This is a genomic window from Pseudomonas sp. BF-R-30 (assembly GCF_019956175.1).
GTDB classification, from domain to species: Bacteria; Pseudomonadota; Gammaproteobacteria; order Pseudomonadales; family Pseudomonadaceae; genus Aquipseudomonas; species Aquipseudomonas jessenii.
On sequence record NZ_JAHBDE010000044.1, the window covers coordinates 129,599 to 145,593 of the forward strand.

A 15,995-nucleotide genomic window follows, 5' to 3' on the forward strand; every position below is an offset into this window, starting at 1 on the left:
CATTTGTGAACAACGCAGATCCAGTGTGGGAGCGAGCTTGCTCGCGATAGCGGCGGATCAATCAACAGGGATACTGTTTCAGCTAATATGCCCCCCACTCGAACAAGAACAGGGCTTGCCGCGATCCATGTCGGAAAAAGACACCATCTCCATTCAACTGGTGCGTGAAGCACTGTTGCAAAGCTGCGCGCCAGGAATCGCCACGGACGAGGTGTTGATCAAGGTCGGCATCGACCCGCAACTGTTGGGCAGCACCGACGCCCGCGTTCCGGCCACGGCTTATGCGCGCCTGTGGCGGTTGCTGGCACGGCGCGGGGATGATGAGTTCTTTGGCATGGACCCACGCAAACTCAAGTCCGGCAGCTTTGCGTTCCTGTGCCGCAGCGCCATGCTCCAGCCCAACGTGGCGGCGGGAGTGGCCAGCGGCCTGGCGTTTCTGTCGTTGATCCTCGAATACTTGCCGGCGCAGCTGGTACGTCAGCAAAGCCTGGCGGAAATCGTCCTGCTGGAGGACGACAAGGACCCGCGCCGGGCCTTCACTTATTTCACTTACTGGATGATCGTGCACGGCGTTGCCTGCTGGCTGGCAGGACGGCGGATTCCGATCCTTGCCATCGAGCTGCGCTGTTCCAAACCGGATTTCTGCGATGACTATCAGGTGATGTTTTCCGAGAACCTGCGCTTCGACCGCCCACGCACCCGGATGATTTTCTCCGCCGATTGCCTGGACCTGCCCATCAAGCGCAGCCCTGAAGAACTCGAGCGATTCCTGGCCCGTGCGCCGGCGAACATTCTGGTGAAGTACCGCGATCCGCAGAGCCTGGCCAGCCGCATCAAACACGACCTGCGCCACCTGCCGGCCGAGCACTGGCCGGAAACCGAAGCCCTGGCGCAACGCCTGTGCATGTCGGCTTCAACCTTGCGCCGCCGACTGGCCGAAGAAGGGCAAACCTATCAAGGCCTCAAGGACAGCGTGCGCAAGGAGTTGGCGATTGTCTGGCTGGCGGAACCCACGATCAGCTTCAGCGAAATCGCCACACGGCTCGGGTTCGCTGACGTCAGTTCGTTCTACAAGGCGTTTCGCAAATGGTCGGGGTCAAATCCGGGGCATTACCGCAGCCTGATTCTCAATGACACCGAGTGACTTCAGCGGCGCAACAGCCAATTCATCCAAGACGTTTAACGGCTGCCAGTGGTCGGTCCAGGCAGATTGAGCGTGCCACTGTCCACGAAACGCTTCGTGTTGAACACCCCACCCGAGAGCTTGCCGCGAAGGACATAAGGCATGTTGTTGAGGGTTTCCATCTGGCTGATGCCATAGGTCTGGCGGATCACCGAAAACGCCGAAACGCTGACCGGTACGCTGACGATGGTGTCGGAAAAGCGCCCGATCGTACCCCTCTCATCGGTGACGCCAGAGGCGAAGGGCTGGCCGTTGATGTCCAGGTCCAGGGCAACGCCGCTGTAGGTGAGGGTGTAGTCATTGGGGTTCTGCACGCGGATTCTCACGGCAAAGCGCACTTCCATGCCTTCGCCTTGCAGGGGTTCGACATCCACGACGTTGATTTTCAACGGGTCTCGATTGGGCAGCGAGGAACAGGCGCTCAGACAAAGCAGGAGGGAAATCAGGACCGCGTGGAGGCTGCGCATGGACGTGTTCTCATCTGAAAAAGGCTGAACCGCCAGCGGCTCAGCCCTTGAGCCCGCCTAGTGGTTCGACTGTGCAACCACCGCAGCCTTTGCGGGTTCATCCCTGGCGGTCACATCGGGGTTCTGCATCACCTGAAGCACGGAGGCTTCCGGATCGAATTCGTCCTCCTCCAGCTCGATGAACTCCTCGGGCAGGAAGATATTAAGAACGATAGCGCACAGCGCGCCGACGGTGATGGGCGATTCGAAAATGTTGTGCAGGGCCTTGGGCAGTTCACGCAAGACTTCCGGCACGGCGGCCACGCCCAGGCCCATGCCGATGGAAATCGCCACGATCAGCATGTTGCGTCGATGCAGGCCTGCCTCGGCGAGAATCTTGATCCCGGCCACGGCGACGGTGCCGAACATCACCAGTTCCGCACCACCGAGCACCGGTTTCGGCATCAGTTGCAGTACCGCGCCGATCATCGGGAACAGGCCAAGCACCACCAGCAATCCGGCAATGAAAAACGCCACGTAGCGGCTGGCCACGCCGGTGAGCTGGATCACCCCGTTGTTCTGGGCGAAGGTCACCATCGGCATGCTGTTGAACACCGCGGCCATGGCCGAGTTGAGGCCATCGGCGAGCAGGCCGGACTTGATCCGTCGAATGTACACCGGGCCTTTAACCGGTTGCCGGGAGATCATCGAGTTGGCGGTGAGGTCACCGGCGGCCTCCAGCGGCGACACGAGAAAAATCACCGCCACCGGAATGAACGCCACCCAATCGAAGGAGAACCCGTATTTGAACGGCACCGGTACGCTCATCAGCGGCACTTCGGGCAGGCTGTTGAAATCCACCTGGCCCATGAGCCATGCCACCCCGTAGCCCAGGGTCAGGCCGATGACAATCGCCCCCAGGCGCAGAAACGGCACATCCACCCGGTTCAACACTACGATGGTTCCCAGCACCAGCGCCGCCAGGGCCAGGTGACTGGCCGCCCCCAGGTCCGGGGCGCCGAAGCCGCCGGCGATGTCGGTCATCGCCACCTTGATCAGCGACAAGCCCATCAGCGTGATGATCGTGCCGGTCACCACCGGGGTGATCAGCATGCGCAATTTGCCGATGAACTGGCTCAACACCACCTCGATGAACGCGGCAAAAAAGCACACGCCGAAAATGGTCGAGAGAATCTCATCGGTACCGCCACCACGAGCCTTGACCATGAAGCCGGCGCTGAGAATCACACTGATGAACGAGAAACTGGTGCCTTGCAGGCACAACAGGCCAGAGCCCACCGGGCCGAAGCGCCGCGCCTGCACGAAGGTGCCCAGGCCGGAAACGAACAGCGCCATGCTGATCAAGTAAGGAATTTCACTTTGCAGGCCCAGGGCGCTGCCCATGATCAGCGTCGGGGTGATGATGCCGACGAAACTTGCCAGCACGTGTTGCAGGGCGGCGAAGACGGTAGCGGTCAGATGCGGGCGGTCATCGAGGCCGTAGATCAGGTCGCTGTGGCGTGGAGCGGGGGCTTTTTCGGAGGCGGTCATGGTGGTTTGCGTGCCAGAAGGCGGGCCGGGTCAGAAAATGGAGGCGCAGGATGCCAGAACCGCCCGGCCACGGCAAAAGAACCTCCAGAACAGCGACTTACAGTCGTGGGGCGAGCACTTCGCCAACGCTGCGGCGTTTGGCGTGCAGTTGGCTGGCCTGGATCAGCTGTTCGAGGTCTTCGGGGGTCACGTCATAGAACGCTTCCATGTCGGCCAACGCCAGTTTCAGGTCTTCGGCGGTGATGGCCTGACGGTCGACCGGCGGGTGATCGGCAGGAATCCTGGCCGCGGGCTCGCTGGCGCTCTTGGGGTAACGAACGCGGGTCAGGTTGTTGTAGGCCAGGGCGCACAGCAGCATCGTCGCCGCGCTGAGCATCACCGGTCCAATGGCTTTCCAGTCCATGGCAATGGTTGCCGGATCGGCCAGCACCAGGGTCAGGGCCAACGCACCGGCCGGTGGATGCAGACACCGCAGCCAGCACATCAGGATCAACGCCATGCCCGCCGCCAGGCAAGCGCTACCCAGGGTCCGGCCCAACACATGGGCCACCAGCAGGGCAATCACACCGGCACTCAAGTAACCACCGAGAATCGACCAGGGCTGGGCGAGCGCGCCCGAAGACACGGCAAACAACAGCACCGCCGAAGCCCCCAGCGGGCCGATCAGGTGCTGGGCCACCTCAATGCCGAACACCTGGCTACAGAGCCACACGCTCATCAGTGTCCCCAGGGCCATGCCGATGGCGGCGCGGCTCCATTCGGTGGGGCGGGTGTTGATGGCGGCGGGCAACCAGCGAGCAAGCATTTCGAGAAGACTCCGGCAGAAAATCCAGGCAAAAAAAAGGGCTTGGCTGGGGAACCCAGAAAGCCCTTGAAGTTGTTCCAACTGTTGGGGGAGGAACGCGCACAGTGTGCCGTCCAATCCTGCTACTGACAAATTCATATTAATGAGCTTTCAGTGCATTAATTTTGCTGTAATTTGCTCCGTCGACCGCTTGTGTAGCACAGCAAGCCGCCCAGGGCCGCGAGTGCACTCAAGGCATAAAACATCGTCGGCGCCGGGGTGTGCATCAGCATGAAGCCGCAAATCACCGGGCTCAACGCACCGCCAAGGGCAGCAAGGTTTTGCGCGCCGTAGTAGCTGCCCCGCAGTTCTTCCGGTGCCAGGGTGTCGACGAAGAGAAACTCGGCTGGGTAAATGATGATTTCACCGAGGGTGAAGATGAACATCGCCACGCACCAGCTCACCAGGCTGTCCGCCAGACTGAAACCGATCAGCCCGAGGATGAACAGGCCGGTGCCGGCCACGATCCATTGGCGCAGTTGCTCGCGCTTGAGAAAACGCCCGATCTGGTATTGCAGCAAGATCACACTGATGGCGTTGCAGGCGAGCAGGGCGGCCATGATTTCCATGGTGTGTTGGGGATTGCTGGTCACCAGCAGGTACTGCGACAGGTAAAAGGTAAATCGCCCGTGCACCACGGTGCTGAGCAGGCAGCCGGCGGTGAACAGGATCAGGGTGCGGTCGTTTTTCAGGGTGATCAGGGTTTTGAGGAAACTCTGCCCCTGGCCGCCGACAGTCGAGCGCGCCGGGTCCTTCGCGATCCCGGTCATCAGGAAAATACTGAAAAAAGCGATGGCCGCAGCGATCAGGAAGGGGGCACTGGCAAAGGCCCCGGCAATCAGCACACCGAGCATCGGCCCGACAGCGTAGCCAATGTTGGTCAGCGTATAGCTCAGGGAAAACGCCTTGGCGCGTTGACCCACCGGGAGGTTGTCGCTGAGGATCGCTTTCGAACCGATGAGGAACAGCGATGAAGCGGTTTCGGTGACGATCAGGGTGATGGTCGTCAGGTAGAGGTTTTCAGCAAAGGTCAGCAACACCAGGCCGACAGCGCTGGACGCCATCGAGAGAATCAGCAACCGGCGCTTTTCGAAGCGATCGATGATGTAGCCGCCATACAGGGAGAGCAGGGTGGCGACGAACACCGCAATGCCGAGCAGCAAGCCAACGTCCTGCTGGTTGAGCCCCAGCTTGTCGCTGACGAATAGCGTGAGCAAAGGGCTGGTGATGGCGCGGCTGACGACGATGGTCAGCGAGCAGATCAACAGGCGGCGGATGAGGGGGGAGTAGCTGGTCACGGCGCGAATATCCTTATTCAATCGGGCCGGCATCAGCCCGATCGTGAGCGCTACTCTAGCAGTCAGACACGCGGTCGTTGCTATGGGATTTGCTTGAGGTGCCGCAGCACAAAATCATTCTTGTCGAACCGCCCGCCCAGCACTGGCGGCAATGCACCGACGGCCGTGCAGAGCCAGCGCGGGAGACTGTTGGCGGATGTGAGGGAACAGGCTGTTCAGGCGACCACTGACTCGGCAAACCATTGCTGGTACGGAATCGGCAATTTGCTCGACTCGCCCCGACCGATCGGGAAGTAGGTGAAACCGATGCGTGCCAGACGGTCTGTGTCGTAAAGGTTGCGGCCGTCGAAGATCAGCGGTGCGTTGAGCCGCTGTCGGATCAGTTGAAAGTCCGGCGCCTTGAACTGTTGCCATTCGGTGCAGATGATCAGTGCATCGGCACCGGACAAGACCGACTCGGGTGTACCCATGAGCATCAGCTTCGATTCATCGGGATACAGCTTCTGGGTTTCCTGCATGGCTTCCGGATCGAACGCACGGACATTCGCTCCGGCGGCCCACAAGGATTCGAGCAACACCCGGCTCGGCGCATCGCGCATGTCGTCGGTGTTTGGTTTGAATGCCAGGCCCCACAGAGCAAAGGTCCTGCCACGCAAGTCGCCCTTGTAGAACGCGTTGATGCGCTCGAACAGCTTGTATTTCTGCCGCTCGTTGATGGCTTCCACCGCTTGCAGCAGGTCACTGGAGCAATGGGCCTGTTCAGCGCTGTGGATCAGGGCGCGCATGTCCTTGGGGAAACATGAGCCACCGTAGCCGCAACCGGGGTAGATGAAGTGGTAGCCGATGCGGGAGTCGGCGCCGATGCCCAGGCGTATCGATTCGATGTCGGCACCCAGGTGTTCGGCCAGTTCTGCGATCTGGTTGATGAAGCTGATCTTGGTCGCCAGCATGCAGTTGGCGGCGTACTTGGTCAGCTCGGCGCTGCGCAGGTCCATGAACATGATGCGCTCATGGTTGCGGTTGAAGGGCGAGTACAGATCACGCATCACCTCACGCACTTCTTCGCGTTCACAGCCGATGACGATACGGTCGGGGCGTCGGCAGTCGGCCACGGCCGAACCTTCTTTCAAGAATTCCGGATTGGAGACGATATCGAACTGCAATACGCGCCCGACGCTGATCAGGCATTTGTCGATGTGTGCACGCAAGGCATCGCCGGTGCCGACCGGGACGGTGGATTTCTCCACCAGGATCGCCGGTTGCTCGCGATGACGGGCCACGGCGTCGCCCACCGACATCACGTAGCGCAAGTCCGCCGAGCCGTCGTCCCGGGACGGGGTGCCAACGGCGATGAACAGCACCTGTCCGTGCTGGACGGCGAATTTTTCGTCGCTGGTGAACTGCAACCGCCTGGCGTCAAGGCCTTCGCGTACCAGGCTGGCCAGCCCGGGTTCGAATATGCTCACGTGGCCCTGTTGGAGCAGTTCGACTTTATTCTCGTCAACGTCCATGCAGACCACGTCGTGGCCGACTTCCGCCAGTACCGCTGCCTGCACCAGGCCGACATATCCGCTACCAAATACACTGATTTTCATGGGTCACTCCTTGATTCAGGCGCACGAGCAGGTCGGGATATTGATGGTTATGACGCCGAGGATGAGCAATGCCACGCCAAGGCTTTTCCAGACGGGTCAGCAGACAGGCGACCAGCAGCAATTGCAGGCTCATGGTGCCGCCTGAGGAATAATCAAAACCGAGTCAGGATAGGCAAGGTCATATTTCAATTTGTCTATCGTGTTGAAAAAAGTCACATCCGGCTGTTGCAACCGTCAGGACAATGCCGACGCTGCCCAGTAGTGCAACGGGCGCAAGGCCTGACTCTTGGGCAGCCCTGGGGCTGTAAACGTAAATAGCCTTTACATCATTGTTTTTTTACTTATTAGTTGTTTCACTTAACTGTTTTAATTCAAGGCCGTTTCGTTTGATTGACTTACCTGTATCTGATTCACGCACACCCCTCACCAATCCACTGACCCTGTATCTGGCGAGACTGGCGCCGTCCAGCCAACTGACCATGCGTTATGTGCTGCAGGATGCCGCCGACCGCTTGGGCTTCGAAGACCACGATATCGAGGAAATTCCCTGGCACAATCTGCAGCCAGAGGACGTCATTGCGTTGGTGGCCACCTTGCGCTCGGACGGCTATGCGCCGAACACGTCTTCGCTCTATGTCAACGCAGTGCGTGGGGTGATGAACGAAGCATGGCGCATGAGCCTGATCTCTCAGGAGCATCTGTTGAAGATGCGTACGGTGAAGGGCATGGCCGGTACACGGCTGTCCCAGGGGCGCAATCTCAGGCGTACGCTGATCCAGGAACTGATGGCGGTCTGCGCTGCCGATCCGCGGCCGCAAGGCCTGCGGGATGCCGCGATCATCGGGATTTTGTACGGTTCCGGGATGCGCAAATCCGAATCGGTGAACCTGGAGCTGAACCAGGTCGATTTCACCGAGCGCAGCCTGCGGGTGACGGCCAAGGGCAACAAGCAGTTGATCAAGTACGCACCGGCCTGGGCCTTCGCCAAGCTTGAAGCCTGGCTCGAGCTGCGCCGTTCGATGCTCAAGGACGGCGAGTCGGACGACCCGTTCCTGTTCAACCGCATCCGCCGTGGCAGCCACATCACCCGGGAGCGCATCACCAAACACGCGATTTACTACATCGCCCGGCAACGGGGCGCGCAGGTCGGGGTGAAAATCATGCCCCACGACTTCCGGCGTTCATTCATCACCCGGGTGATCGAAGAGCATGACTTGTCGATTGCGCAGAAGCTGGCGCACCACAGCAATATCCAGACCACGGCCAACTACGATGTGCGCGATGACAACGAGCGGCGTCGGGCGGTGGATCGATTCGATCTGTGAACGATCACACCTCGCTCAGTACATGGGCATGGCCGATGGTCGAGACCTGAACCGAGCTGCCGGCGGGTGGTGCATACATGCCTGAACTGCGCACCAGCAGTGATCGGCCCGACTGCGCGTTGCGGGTCAATGGCTGCAGTTCCACCGTCAGCGTGCAGGTGTTGCCGCTGAAATCCCGATCGGTGACCACGGCCCGACAACCGCTGGCTTCCGGGTCGCTGGGGAGGATACTGGCCAGTTGCAGTTGTTCGGGGCGCAGCATGATCTGCGCCGAACTGTTGTTGCGGTGGTTGTTGACGGGGATCCGGCCCAGGTCGCAATGGGCCCAACCGGCCTCGATGCGTGCGGGCATCACCACGGCATCCCCCAGGAACAGCGCGGTTTGCTCGTCTTCGGGATAGCGGTAAAGGTCCAGCGGATGCCCTGACTGGACCAGTCGGCCATGACGCATCACCGCCAACTGGTCGGCGAACGACAGGGCTTCGCTCTGGTCATGGGTGACCAGAATGGTGGTGACGCCCGCGTCCTCCAGCAGCCGTGCAACCATCTTGCGCATGGCGGCGCGCAATCCGGTGTCGAGCGCCGAGAACGGCTCGTCCAGCAGCATCAGTCGTGGCTGTTGCGCCAAGGCCCGGGCCAGGGCCACGCGCTGTTGCTGGCCACCGGACAATTCATGGGGCCAGCGCTCGGCCATCTTCGCGTCCAGCGCCACGCTGTCCATCAGTTCGGCAACGCGCTGCTGTTTTTCTGTGCCCTTGGTCGCCAGGCCGAAACCGATGTTCGCTGCCACGGTCATGTGCGGGAACAGTGCGCCGTCCTGTGGCACGTAGCCGATCAGGCGTTGATGGGCCGGCACTTCGTGGGTGCCGTCGACCAGGGTCTGGCCATTGAGCGACAGGCGTCCGGAATCGGGGAACTCGAAACCGGCAATCATCCGCAGCAACGTGGTCTTGCCCGAGCCGGAGGGGCCTACGATGACCGTGCGACTGCCGCTGGGCACCGAGAGGCTGACGTTGTCCAGGGCGCAATGGGCACCATAGGACTTGTAGAGGGCATTCAATTCAAGAGTGTTCATCGGCCAGCCGTTTTTTTCGATTGGTGATAAAGAAGTCCGGTCAACGGAAGCGACAGCACAACCATCAATAAGGCGTAGGGTGCGGCGGCTGCGTAATCGATTTCGCTGGTCAAGGCCCAGAACCCGGTCGCCAGGGTGCGCGTGCCGTTCGGGGCCAGCAGCAGTGTGGCGGTCAGTTCGTTGGTGATCGCCAGGAACACCAGCGCCGCGCCGGCGGCCGCCCCCGGGGCAGCAAGGCGCAAGGTGATCAGCCACAGTGCCCGGGCTGGCGAGCGGCCAAGGCTGCGGGCAATGTTTTCCAGTTCCACCGGGGCCTGGGCAATGCCCGCGCGCAGGCTCACCAGGGCACGGGGCAAGAACATCAACAGGTACGCCAGCAGCACGGTGAAGGTGGTCTGGTATATCGGCCGGGCAAAGTGGATCGTGACGGTCACCAGTGCCAGCGCCACGATAATGCCGGGCAAGGAACTGGTGATGTAGTTGCAGCTTTCCAGCACCCGTTGCAGTCGACCGGGGTAGCGGATCGACAGCCAGGCAATCGGGATCGCCGCGCAGGTGGTCAGCGCCGCGCCCCCGATGCCCAGCAGCAGGGTTTGCTCTAGTGCGGGCAACAATTCGGCCATGTCCCAGACTTCCACGCCTCCGGCGATGAGCCACTTGCCCAGGGTGATCAAGGGCACGCCAAGGGCCAGGGCGCAGGTCATGATCTGCAGCGTCAGCGAGAGCAGGGTGGATACCGGTTTCAGGCGTACAACCCGTTGCTCCCGGGCGCTTCCCGAACCGACGCGGGCGTAACGCGCCGAACCCCGGGCGGCGGATTCGGCCGTCAACATTGCCAGGCAACACAGCGCCAGCACACTGGCCAGCATGTGCGCCGCTGCGCCGTTGAAGGTCGATTTGAACTGATCGAAGATCGCGGTGGTAAAGGTGTCGAAGCGGATCATGGCGTACAGGCCATATTCGGCCAGCAGGTGCAGGCCGACCAGCAAGGCGCCGCCGCAGATCGCCAGGCGCAATTGCGGCAACACAACGCGGAAAAACACTTTCCAGGGTTTGAGCCCCATGGACTCGGCGACGTCTTCGATGGCCGGATCGAGCCGGCGCAAAGTGGCCGCTACCGGCAAATACAGGAACGGGAAGTAGGCGATGACCGAGACCAGGACACCGGCAAACAAGCCGTGAATCGGTGGCACCAGGCTGACCCAGGCGTAGCTGTGAACGAACGCAGGCACTGCCAGCGGCGCGGTGGCCAGCAACGACCACCAGCGCCGCCCCGGCAGATTCGTGCGTTCCGTGAGCCAGGCCAGCGTCACCCCCAGCGCGACGCACAAGGGAATCGTCAGCAGCACCAGCAGCACGGTGTTGGCCAGCAGTTCACCGACCCGAGGGCGGAACACCAGGGCCACAACGGTTGACCAGCCGGTTTGCAGGGACACACCAATAACGTAGGCGATCGGTAGCAGTGCCAGTAATGAAACCAGCACCGACAAACCGATTACCCATACACCGCCACGTCCCGCAAAAACTCCGCGGGAACGTCGACGTAAATGTGCGGGTGTCGCCTCAGCGACCTCCGCAGGCAGGGTTTCTGGCATCAATTAGAGCAGTCCGGCCTGTGTCATCAGCTCCACGGCTTTTTTACTGTCGAGTTTTGACGCATCGACAGTCGGCGCATCGAGTTGATTCAGAGGCACTAGTTTAGGGTTGGATTCAGCGCCTTTGCCCACGGCGTATTCAAACGACTTGCCGTTCTTCAGGACAGCCTGGCCATCCTTGCCGGTAATGTACTTGAGGAACGCCTGGGCTTGCTCCTGGTGTTTACTGGAAGCGAGGACGCCGCCGCCGGAGATGCTAACAAAAGCGCCCGGGTCTTTGTGCCTGAAATAGTGCAGGGCGGTGTTCTTGCTGTTTTCGCCGGTCTTGGACTGATCCACCAGGCTGTAATAGTGGTAAATCACGCCGCTGTCGATCTGCCCGGCATTCACGGCCTTGAGTACCGAGCTGTTGCCACGGTAGTTGGCATAGTTGGTTTTCATCGCCTTGAGCCAATCCAGCGTGGCGGCTTCACCCTTTTGTTGGAGGATGGCAGCGACGATGGCCTGGAAGTCAGCACCACCGGGCGATGCACCCCAGCGACCCTTCCAGCTCGGTGAAGCCAGGTCCATGATCGATTTCGGCAGGTCGGCTTCTGGCAGTTTGCTCGGGTTGTAGACGAACACCGTGGAGCGCGCGGCGATGCCTGTCCATTTGCCGTGGGCCGGACGGTAGGCGGAGTCAATCTGCTCCAGCGTGGCCTTATCGACAGGCGCAAACAGCCCGGCGTTGTCGACCAGGACCATGGCCGGGGAGTTCTCGGTCAGGAATACGTCCGCCGGCGAAGCCGCGCCTTCCTGCACGATCTGGTTGCCCATTTCGGTGTCATCGCCGTTGCGCAAGGTGACGGGAATACCGGTCTCCTGGGTAAAGCCCTCGACCCAGGCCTTGGTCAGGCCTGCGTGTTGCGCGTTGTACACCACGATGCCGACGGAGTCGGCTGCATAGGCCTGGCCAGCGCTCAGCAAAGCGGTGGCCAGCAGGGCTTGTTTCAAGAACGAAGGGATTTTTGGAATCATTCTGCGGGCTGCTCCTGGTGCATTTTTTGAAAGTCATGCGCATTCAAACGCCAGTTAACCAATGCGAATCATTTGCATGTTTTTGAAGTGCGGGAAATGTAGAGATCCAAATGAGAAAATAACGTCAAAAAAACCGTTAATACATGTAATTTTCATTCAGATTAGCAGCACTGTGCCCGCTGTGTTTCGACTCGTCGATCAAACGATGCCGCCGATCAGAATATGACGCTGCCCCGGCTGCCTTTTTGTCGTGTGCCTCGGCGTATTTGACGTTGCCAGTTGCTACGGGCCGCCTCTCTCGGGGAATGACAGCAGGAAACAGGAGGGACGGATTAACGGCGAACCTGTCGCCGTTGATCCTGGGGAGGAATACATTCAGGGCGCAGGGCAGCTTGCCTGTGGTCTGACGGCAGCCTGGCTGATCAGCGCAGCCAGGCGTTTGACGTTGTTTTGCTGGGCAAGCACCAGGTCATCGATGCTCGCACCCGAGGGCGTTTGCAAGGTGCTGCGGCAAATCAACCGTGCCGTGTCGCCGGTGCTGGCGCTGCGCAGGCGCCATTCCACGTCCATCAAGGCGTACTGGCCGGGCACCGAGTCGAAACGCTGCACATCGACCCGCACCGAGTGTCGGCCTTGTACAGGACTGTTGCTCAGTTGATCGACCAACGCACTGCGCAGTTCGTCCACCAGGGTCGCGCCCCACCATTGGGTTTCCAGGATCGCCAGGCCACTGTTGCCCTCGCGAATGACGATCTGCGCACGATCGACCTGGGGCGGCACGCTGATCGACTCGATCTGGATCACGCCGACGGTGGTCCTTGAGTGATTGCCCTCCTGGGCCGGGGTCAGGGTATGGAATTGAATCGGGTCGCTGCGGCAGGCGGCGAGCAGCAACATCGCGGTGACCAGGGTGAACTTCAGTGGTAAAGCCATGGGTGTTGCTCCTGTGTTCAATTGCGCGGTGGCCCTTGCAGATCCATGGGGGCGGCATTATTCGGGCGGCCGCGAAGCAGCGATTCCGGATGCCGTCCCAGGTAATCCGAAAGATCACGCAAGGATCTCGACGTGCGTCCCAGTTCATCCAGGGTTAGCCCCAGTTTTTCCCGTTGCGGCGAATCCTCGGCCAAGGTCGAACTGGCCGACTGCAGGGTCGAATTGGCCGTTTCCAGCGTCTTGCTGACATCCGACAAAGTTGTTTGCACGCCAGGCAAGATCTTTCCGTTGAATTGCATCATGCCTTTGCGCAGTTCGACGAGATTGCCATCGAGATTGCCGGCAATACGCTCGATCGGCAGTTTGTTGATCTTGTCGACCATGGATTCGAGTTTTTCCTGCAATTGCTCGAGGCTGCCGGGAATGGTCGGAATCATGACCGGGCGTGCGTTTACATCGAAGGCGACCTTGTCGGTTTTTGGGTAGAAGTCCAGGGCAATGTACAACTGGCCGGTCAGGAAGTTGCCGGTGCGGGCCTGGGCGCGCAGGCCGTTTTCGATAAAGGTACCGATCAAGCGTACGCCAGCGGCTTCGTTATCAGGGTCATGATTGAGCGCCTTGAGCATTTTGACATGGGCCTGGCCCAGGCGCTGCGGGTAGATCACGATACCGACGTTGACCGGAAAGGAGCGCTTTTTCTCGTCGTAATCCAGATTGACCGCCACTACCTTGCCGATTTCCACACCGAGGAACTCCACCGGGGCATCGACCTTGAGCCCGCGCAGTGCCTGGTCGAAACGCATGGCCAGATACTGCGGCTTGCCGTTTGGCGGGGCCAGGGCGGTTTGTTGGTCGTCGAACAATTCGTAGGCATACTCTGCGGCAGCCGGCTTGTCGTTGGGGCTGTAGTCGGGCGCGCGGAAGGCTATGCCGCCCACCAGCAAGGAAGACAACGACTCGGTCTTGACCGCAAAGCCATTGGCGCCGACGTTCACGTCAATGCCGCTTGCGTTCCAGAAACGGGTGTTTTCGGTGACGTACTTGTCATGGGGTGCATGGATGAACAGTTCAATGTTCACGCCCTTGCCATCCGGGTCCAGCGCGTAGGCCACCACCTGGCCCACGGGGATCTTGCGGTAGTAGACCGGAGAACCGATGTCCAGCGACCCCAGGTCCTGGGTGAACAGCGTAAAACGCTTGCCCGGTTCGCCGTAGGTGATGGGTGGCGGATTCTCCAGTCCGATGAAGTTTTTTGCCCGGCCGTTGGCCTGGCCGATATCGGCCCCGATGTAATCGCCCGACAGCAGCGTATCGATCCCCGATACACCGCCCGCGCCAATGCGCGGCCGCACAACCCAGAACTGCGAATCTTCGCGGGTAAAGCTTTCGGCCTGCTTTTCCAGTTTGATGGTGGCATTGACGCTTTTCTGGTCACCGCTGAGCTCCACATCGGAGACATGACCAATCACGACATTGCGGTATTTGACCTCGGTCTTGTTCGCGGTCAGGCCGTTACCGGTCTTGAACGTGACAACGATGGTCGGGCCCTGCTGCAAAATGCTGTGGACCACCAGCGAAATACCCACCAGCACCGCGACGATCGGGACGATCCAGACCAGCGAAACGCTGAAACGGCGGGTCTTGATCGGAGCCTGCCCGGGAGCTTGTGGCCCGTCAGTGGCTTGTGACTTCATCAGTGACCTCCTCATTGTGTGGGTTTTTCCGTTCTTTATCCCAGATCATGCGGGGATCGAAACTCATTGCCGAAAGCATGGTGAACACCACTACCAGACCAAAAAACAGAATGCCCGGGCGCGGTTCGATGTCGGCCAGGGCCTGGAATTTCACCAGCGAGGCCACCAGGGCGACCACGATCACATCGAGCATCGACCAGTAACCGATGACTTCGACGAAGCGGTACAGCGTCGACCGCTCCTTGCGTGCCCACTCGCTGTCGCGTTGCACGGTGACCAGCAGCAATGTGATGGCGACGAACTTGATTCCCGGCACCGCGATACTGGCAATGAATATGATCAGGGCGATATCCCAGGCCCCGGCTTCCCAGAACTCCAGCACGCCGCTCATGATCGTGCTGTCGGCGCCGTTGCCGACCATCTCGGTGTTCATCACCGGCAACAGGTTGGCCGGGATGTAGAACACCAGGGCCGCGATCATGTAGGCCCAGGTGCGGGCCAGAGAATTGGCTTTGCGCCGGTGCAGCGGTGCACCGCAACGCTCGCATTCGTGGGGCTCGCAAGTCATGTCGCAGGCCAGGCCGCAGGTGTGGCACAGGCACAGGTTGAGCTCGTCGGCGTAAGGAGGCGTGCTCATACAATGTCCCATAGTTCGCGGATGTCGCGCCCGGCGATGCGGATCATCATCAGGCTCAGTGCCGCCAGGGCAAACAACCCTATGCCGGGCAGCACATCGAGCAGTCCGGCGAGCTTGATCACCGCGACCATGGCGCCCAGCAGGCAGACTTCGAGCATGCTCCAGGGCCTCAGGGTTTCGAGCCAGCGCATGCAGAATTTGAATCCGGGCGAGCGTCGCCCGCCGAGTGCGAAGCCCAGCACCCAGATCAGCAGCAGCAACTGGAAAATCGGCGCGATGATCATGGCGATTGCCGCCACCATGGCAATGAAGGTGATAGGCCCCAGGCTCAGGGCCAGCACCGAGTCCCAGAGCGTTGCGCTGTTCTTCACGCCTTTGAGGTTGATGCTCATTACCGGATAGAAATTGGCGAATATCCAGAGCATCAACGCGGTGAAGGTCAACGCAAGCCGCTGCTCCACCGTGAGGCCGTTATAGCGCTGAAGCACGCCGCCGCAGCGTGTACACAGGGTTTTTTGATGTTTGGCGAGCGTTACTTTTTGGTACACGCTGTCGCAGTGCTCGCAGATGATCAGCTGATCAGTAGTCGCCATGGGTCAAGCTCGACAGAAGGCAGGAAGTTCAGAGCACTCCCTCAATATAGAAGTGACTCGCAATTGAGCAAATCGAAAGTCGAAACAAGGGGATGGTAGAAGAGGGAATACGTAAAACAGTGTGGGAGCGAGCTTGCTCGCGATAGCGGTGTGCCAGACAACCCAATCATTGGATTTCAGGTCGCTATCGCGAGCAAGCTCGCTCCCAC

At 60.3% G+C, this 15,995-nt stretch carries 15 protein-coding genes; 2 read left to right on the plus strand and 13 right to left on the minus strand.

Features of this window, described 5'->3' with window-relative positions:
* Positions 1-127 precede the first annotated feature (127 nt).
* Positions 128-1,144 carry an AraC family transcriptional regulator gene (locus KGB20_RS21145; protein ID WP_154909280.1) on the plus strand — a complete coding sequence of 339 codons (1,017 nt, stop codon included), beginning with the start codon at positions 128-130 and terminating at the stop codon, positions 1,142-1,144.
* 35 nt (positions 1,145-1,179) lie between these two features.
* Here KGB20_RS21145 and KGB20_RS21150 read toward each other — a convergent pair whose 3' ends face one another.
* The 6 genes from KGB20_RS21150 to KGB20_RS21175 all read right to left on the minus strand — a co-directional run bounded on the left by KGB20_RS21150 (position 1,180) and on the right by KGB20_RS21175 (position 7,050).
* A complete protein-coding gene (locus tag KGB20_RS21150) occupies positions 1,180-1,650 on the minus strand; it encodes an LEA type 2 family protein (RefSeq protein ID WP_154908980.1) in 471 nt (156 codons plus the stop codon).
* Positions 1,651-1,707: 57 nt separating this feature from the next.
* Complete coding sequence (locus KGB20_RS21155; protein ID WP_150813227.1) at positions 1,708-3,180, minus strand: nucleobase:cation symporter-2 family protein; 1,473 nt, start codon at positions 3,178-3,180, stop codon at positions 1,708-1,710.
* A gap of 97 nt (positions 3,181-3,277) precedes the next feature.
* Positions 3,278-3,985, minus strand: a complete 708-nt coding sequence (locus tag KGB20_RS21160) for an HPP family protein (protein WP_154908981.1) — start codon at positions 3,983-3,985, stop codon at positions 3,278-3,280.
* A gap of 158 nt (positions 3,986-4,143) precedes the next feature.
* Positions 4,144-5,322 (minus strand): MFS transporter, encoded by a 1,179-nt coding sequence (locus tag KGB20_RS21165; protein ID WP_057716612.1) that lies wholly within the window; start codon positions 5,320-5,322, stop codon positions 4,144-4,146.
* Positions 5,323-5,537: 215 nt separating this feature from the next.
* Positions 5,538-6,917, minus strand: a complete 1,380-nt coding sequence (locus KGB20_RS21170) for a UDP-glucose dehydrogenase family protein (RefSeq protein WP_057714943.1) — start codon at positions 6,915-6,917, stop codon at positions 5,538-5,540.
* Positions 6,895-7,050: a hypothetical protein gene (locus KGB20_RS21175; RefSeq protein ID WP_159389879.1), complete on the minus strand. Its 156-nt coding sequence runs from the start codon at positions 7,048-7,050 to the stop codon at positions 6,895-6,897. Before KGB20_RS21175 ends, KGB20_RS21170 begins: the two co-directional genes overlap by 23 nt.
* Before the next feature lie 253 nt (positions 7,051-7,303).
* Here KGB20_RS21175 and xerC point away from each other — a divergent pair, with 253 nt between their 5' ends.
* Positions 7,304-8,242, plus strand: a complete 939-nt coding sequence (gene xerC / locus KGB20_RS21180) for a tyrosine recombinase XerC (RefSeq protein WP_057714942.1) — start codon at positions 7,304-7,306, stop codon at positions 8,240-8,242.
* 4 nt (positions 8,243-8,246) lie between these two features.
* Here xerC and KGB20_RS21185 read toward each other — a convergent pair whose 3' ends face one another.
* The 7 genes from KGB20_RS21185 to KGB20_RS21215 form a co-directional block, all read right to left on the minus strand.
* Complete coding sequence (locus KGB20_RS21185; protein ID WP_057714941.1) at positions 8,247-9,317, minus strand: ABC transporter ATP-binding protein; 1,071 nt, start codon at positions 9,315-9,317, stop codon at positions 8,247-8,249.
* Positions 9,314-10,912 carry an ABC transporter permease gene (locus tag KGB20_RS21190; RefSeq protein WP_154908982.1) on the minus strand — a complete coding sequence of 533 codons (1,599 nt, stop codon included), beginning with the start codon at positions 10,910-10,912 and terminating at the stop codon, positions 9,314-9,316. The genes KGB20_RS21185 and KGB20_RS21190 overlap by 4 nt, the downstream gene beginning before the upstream one ends.
* A 3-nt stretch (positions 10,913-10,915) precedes the next feature.
* On the minus strand, positions 10,916-11,929 hold the full coding sequence (locus KGB20_RS21195) for an iron ABC transporter substrate-binding protein (protein ID WP_154908983.1): 1,014 nt from the start codon (positions 11,927-11,929) through the stop codon (positions 10,916-10,918).
* Positions 11,930-12,304: 375 nt separating this feature from the next.
* A complete protein-coding gene (locus KGB20_RS21200) occupies positions 12,305-12,862 on the minus strand; it encodes a membrane integrity-associated transporter subunit PqiC (RefSeq protein WP_154908984.1) in 558 nt (185 codons plus the stop codon).
* Positions 12,863-12,879: 17 nt separating this feature from the next.
* Positions 12,880-14,556 (minus strand): intermembrane transport protein PqiB, encoded by a 1,677-nt coding sequence (locus KGB20_RS21205; RefSeq protein ID WP_150813221.1) that lies wholly within the window; start codon positions 14,554-14,556, stop codon positions 12,880-12,882.
* A complete protein-coding gene (locus KGB20_RS21210) occupies positions 14,537-15,193 on the minus strand; it encodes a paraquat-inducible protein A (protein WP_150813220.1) in 657 nt (218 codons plus the stop codon). The genes KGB20_RS21205 and KGB20_RS21210 overlap by 20 nt, the downstream gene beginning before the upstream one ends.
* Positions 15,190-15,786, minus strand: a complete 597-nt coding sequence (locus KGB20_RS21215; protein ID WP_057714935.1) for a paraquat-inducible protein A — start codon at positions 15,784-15,786, stop codon at positions 15,190-15,192. The genes KGB20_RS21210 and KGB20_RS21215 overlap by 4 nt, the downstream gene beginning before the upstream one ends.
* Between the last annotated feature and the right edge of the window lie 209 nt (positions 15,787-15,995).

Bases quoted from the DNA above. Each gene is read 5' to 3' on its own strand.
- KGB20_RS21145 (WP_154909280.1), top strand. From the start codon at position 128: ATGTCGGAAAAAGACACCATCTCCATTCAACTGGTGCGTGAAGCACTG.
- KGB20_RS21150 (WP_154908980.1), bottom strand. From the start codon at position 1,650: ATGCGCAGCCTCCACGCGGTCCTGATTTCCCTCCTGCTTTGTCTGAGC.
- KGB20_RS21155 (WP_150813227.1), bottom strand. From the start codon at position 3,180: ATGACCGCCTCCGAAAAAGCCCCCGCTCCACGCCACAGCGACCTGATC.
- KGB20_RS21160 (WP_154908981.1), bottom strand. From the start codon at position 3,985: ATGCTTGCTCGCTGGTTGCCCGCCGCCATCAACACCCGCCCCACCGAA.
- KGB20_RS21170 (WP_057714943.1), bottom strand. From the start codon at position 6,917: ATGAAAATCAGTGTATTTGGTAGCGGATATGTCGGCCTGGTGCAGGCA.
- KGB20_RS21175 (WP_159389879.1), bottom strand. From the start codon at position 7,050: ATGAGCCTGCAATTGCTGCTGGTCGCCTGTCTGCTGACCCGTCTGGAA.
- KGB20_RS21185 (WP_057714941.1), bottom strand. From the start codon at position 9,317: ATGAACACTCTTGAATTGAATGCCCTCTACAAGTCCTATGGTGCCCAT.
- KGB20_RS21190 (WP_154908982.1), bottom strand. From the start codon at position 10,912: ATGCCAGAAACCCTGCCTGCGGAGGTCGCTGAGGCGACACCCGCACAT.
- KGB20_RS21195 (WP_154908983.1), bottom strand. From the start codon at position 11,929: ATGATTCCAAAAATCCCTTCGTTCTTGAAACAAGCCCTGCTGGCCACC.
- KGB20_RS21200 (WP_154908984.1), bottom strand. From the start codon at position 12,862: ATGGCTTTACCACTGAAGTTCACCCTGGTCACCGCGATGTTGCTGCTC.
- KGB20_RS21205 (WP_150813221.1), bottom strand. From the start codon at position 14,556: ATGAAGTCACAAGCCACTGACGGGCCACAAGCTCCCGGGCAGGCTCCG.
- KGB20_RS21210 (WP_150813220.1), bottom strand. From the start codon at position 15,193: ATGAGCACGCCTCCTTACGCCGACGAGCTCAACCTGTGCCTGTGCCAC.
- KGB20_RS21215 (WP_057714935.1), bottom strand. From the start codon at position 15,786: ATGGCGACTACTGATCAGCTGATCATCTGCGAGCACTGCGACAGCGTG.